The organism is Dysgonomonas sp. ZJ279 (genome assembly GCF_011039205.1).
In the GTDB taxonomy this organism is placed as follows: domain Bacteria; phylum Bacteroidota; class Bacteroidia; order Bacteroidales; family Dysgonomonadaceae; genus Dysgonomonas.
The window spans coordinates 1-3,629 of sequence record NZ_JAAKEL010000047.1 but is presented as its reverse complement, the minus strand read 5'-3'; the positions used below and the strand labels follow the sequence as shown (position 1 = coordinate 3,629).

Genomic DNA, 3,629 nt, shown 5'->3' with positions numbered 1-3,629 from the left:
GAGTTAAAGAAACTAAAAAAATGTTACAACCTGATGAAGAATAAATATCTTTAGCCAATCTCATCCGAGACACTTAGTGGTATACTTTTCAATTACTAAGTGGACTACTTTTCAATTATATTATACATCTTCTTGTTCCTTAGCCTCTTGTTCTTTGGCTTTAGCTAGTATTTCGGCTACTTCTTCATCGGTTTTGAATACAATGTTGTGTTCATCGAAATACATACCGATACCAAACTTTTGGCTCAAAGGGCGTATGATTTCGGAGGTATCAAAATGGAATGTTCTGAGGTTGATTAAATGATAATGTACTCCCCAACGGTCTTGGGTTATATCGTACACTACATATTTATCATAGCTGTAACCCTCCATGCGGATGATTTGGTTAATGGCTACTGCTTGCTGGTCTTTATCTATGGTTTGTCTGCTTGCTAATAAATATACTTTGTTCATGGTATTGTTATTTGATGTTATACAAATTGATGATTGGTATTGAATTGGCTTTTGCCTTGCGGACAGTGTAAGCCGTTCCGCTTCTGAATCCTCCATCGTGGTAAGCAATAAGCAATGATGAATTGTGTATCATGTAATCGTTACGGCGAAGAAAACAACCGTCATAGTATTGGCTAGACAGAATGATATTGGATGTGGCTCTGTCTGCTATATCTATATAGCGTAGTTTGTCCTCCCTGTCAAATGCTCTGTGATGTCCTGCGTATGGAACGACACAAAAGAGTTGTATATCGGAATATATCTTTTGTAGTTCCAATACTGCTTCCGCTGCTAACAAGTCGAAGCCTTGTGCTGCACCCACATAACAGGCTCTGAAGCCATTGTTATAGGCTTGTGTCAGCGTTGCCAACAAATCGGTTCTTACTTGCTCTGCATCGGTTGACCCACTAATGGTACGGTGTCCTGTAAAGGCTATGGATTTGCTTTTTTCTACATGTATGATATTCATAGTTGGATGTTTTAAAAGATTAATACTACAATCAGGGAGATAACTATCATCAGCAACAGGATAGAGAGTACTGAAAAGAATATGCTGACTGACAAACGGATGATTTTAAGCACGCTACGGATAAGTATATATATTCCCACCACAGACACTGCTGATACTCCTATTCTGTACACACACCACACGCAAACACCCAACAGAGCTACTCTACAAACCAATTTTATGTTAATTCCGGCAGGAGCGTCATTTTGTTTCATTATTTGTTTTTCGTTTCTCATAATCATGACTTTTTTTTTCTTCTGCGGCATCCGACAGGTCGGTCATTTTTGTTTCATAGAGCAACAAGAGGTATTGTGATTTTTGATAGAGATATTTTTTTGGGATAAATACGCTCGCCCAAAGGGAAAGAGGAAGATTTTCACGAAAAATGCGAAGCGGAATATCTATGACAAAAACACCATCATACCTTTGCTCGATGAACAAATGACCGACTTTGGATAAAGGAAGAATTGAGGAATGATTATAGGAGAAATGAAAAAGAAATGCAATAATCAATTATTTCAAAATATATGGTTTAGACCATATCAATAAGGAGGAGATGAGTTGTTTAAATCAAGGGTATATCGGAAGAATATACGCTTGGTTCTCTATCCGGGACTTTCTTTGCAGTGGATAGTTATGTGGTGCAGGGGGAATATACAGTAATAGTATATATTTCGGCTGCAAAGGTACGTAATTGCTTTTTTGAAAGAATAACTTGTGAGAATAATTTGATTATTTTATCGCTTTCCCAATAAGCGTTTGCGTTGTTCCAGAGTGGATTCAGGGGGTTGTCTTTCACTGGGCTTTACGATACAGCTATTACTCCCGTATACTGAGTGTAAATAATAGATACTTTATTCCTTTATAAAGCTCTTTCTCTATTTAATTGATAAAGGTATTCTCACAAGCATATTTCTAAATACCAAACAATCAAAGTAAAATTACTTATTTAATGTTTCATATATTAAACATATAATATATATTTGCATTAAATATGAATCATAATGAAAAAGACAAACGCAATATTATTACCAAAGTTAGCACAGATCTTAGCTGATATGGGCGAGAATATAAAACTTGCACGTTTGCGGCGAAAACTAACGGCTGAACAAGTTTCAGAACGAGCAGGCATATCCCGATCTACACTTTGGCAAGTGGAAAAAGGAGAATCGAGTGTTTCGATGGGAATTTATGCCCAAGTGCTGTTTGTGCTTGGATTAGAAAAAGACTTGTCTCAGATCGCATCAAATGATATATTGGGACGCAAATTACAGGATGCTGAGCTGCTGGTCGGCAAACGTGCTCCAAAGAATAAAAAATCTGCACAATGAAGAATCAAAAGAAAGAAATATTCGTTTATGCTGACTGGCTTGAATTGAATGAGGCTCAGTTAATGGGCAAGCTGACTGTCGATTATTTGAGAGGTAAAGAGATCTTTTCCTTTGAATATAATAATAATTGGCTCAACTCGGGTAAAGCACAAACGCTAGATCCGGATTTAATGCTATTCTCAGGAATGCAATATTTGAGAGAAGAGAAATCAAATTTCGGATTATTTCTTGATTCCTCCCCTGACAGATGGGGACGGGTTCTAATGAAACGGCGAGAAGCAATCTTGGCTAAGTCTGAAAAAAGACCGATGAGTACTCTTTTTGAATCCGATTTCTTATTGGGTGTTTACGATTTGCATCGAATGGGGGCGTTGCGCTTCAAAATAGATGAGGATGGTATGTTCTTAGACGATAATAAGGATTATTCCGCTCCTCCTTGGACTTCAATACGAGAGTTGGAACATGCCAGCCTTGAGTTAGAGAAGAATATAGAAAAGGATAATCCCGAAATACTAAAGTGGTTGAATATGCTGATGGCTCCCGGCTCTTCTTTAGGTGGTGCCAGACCAAAAGCCAGTATTCAACATACAGATGGATCGCTTTGGATTGCAAAATTTCCGAGCAATAGCGATGATCAAAATACAGGAGCGTGGGAAATGGTTATAAGTGAGTTGGCTCAAAAAGCAGGAATTAATATGGCTGAGGGTATTGTGAAAAAATACAACAGTAAATACCATACCTATTTGACAAAGCGTTTTGATAGAACTAATGAAGGAAAAAGAATTCATTTTGCATCTGCCATGACCTTACTAGGATATATCGATGGAGCTGATTCTCAAGATGGAGTAAGCTATCTTGAGTTAGTTGAATTCATCATTCAGAATGGAGCTAATGTAAAAGAAGATTTAATTGAACTATTTAAACGTATTGTCTTTTCAATAGCAGTGAGTAATACGGATGACCACCTCCGAAATCATGGATTTATTTTGACAACATCGGGTTGGATATTGTCTCCTGCCTATGATATCAATCCCAATCCTTACGGAACAGGACTGAAGCTTAATATATCGGAAGATGATAATTCGTTAGATTTTGATTTGGCATTGAGCGTTGCAAAGTATTACAGATTATCGAATCAGGAAGCAGAAGATATAATTGCAAATATTAAGAGAATCGTTTCTAAATGGAGAGCGATTGCTATCAAATATCAGATTCCAAATTCAGAACAAGACATGATGGAATCAGCATTCACGTATTGACGGTAAGACCAATGAAAATGTGCATCTTCCGCTCTTTCG

General features: G+C 37.3%; 5 protein-coding genes. 2 read left to right on the top strand and 3 right to left on the bottom strand.

The window, feature by feature from the left end; translation table 11 throughout:
* Positions 1–120: 120 nt before the first annotated feature.
* From G7Y57_RS17720 to G7Y57_RS17710, 3 genes are read right to left on the bottom strand one after another with little or no spacing between them, the layout of a single operon-like run.
* On the bottom strand, positions 121–453 hold the full coding sequence (locus tag G7Y57_RS17720; protein WP_165027312.1) for a hypothetical protein: 333 nt from the start codon (positions 451–453) through the stop codon (positions 121–123).
* A 7-nt stretch (positions 454–460) separates the two neighbouring features.
* Positions 461–961 (bottom strand): SLOG family protein, encoded by a 501-nt coding sequence (locus tag G7Y57_RS17715; RefSeq protein WP_165027309.1) that lies wholly within the window; start codon positions 959–961, stop codon positions 461–463.
* An 11-nt stretch (positions 962–972) separates the two neighbouring features.
* Complete coding sequence (locus G7Y57_RS17710) at positions 973–1,236, bottom strand: hypothetical protein (protein ID WP_165027306.1); 264 nt, start codon at positions 1,234–1,236, stop codon at positions 973–975.
* Positions 1,237–2,004: 768 nt separating this feature from the next.
* On the opposite strand from G7Y57_RS17710, the gene G7Y57_RS17705 reads away from it, so the two are divergent.
* Positions 2,005–2,331: a helix-turn-helix domain-containing protein gene (locus G7Y57_RS17705; protein WP_165027302.1), complete on the top strand. Its 327-nt coding sequence runs from the start codon at positions 2,005–2,007 to the stop codon at positions 2,329–2,331.
* Positions 2,328–3,590, top strand: coding sequence for a type II toxin-antitoxin system HipA family toxin (locus G7Y57_RS17700; RefSeq protein ID WP_165027295.1), 1,263 nt, complete (start codon positions 2,328–2,330; stop codon positions 3,588–3,590). The genes G7Y57_RS17705 and G7Y57_RS17700 overlap by 4 nt, the downstream gene beginning before the upstream one ends.
* The last annotated feature ends 39 nt before the right edge of the window (positions 3,591–3,629 follow it).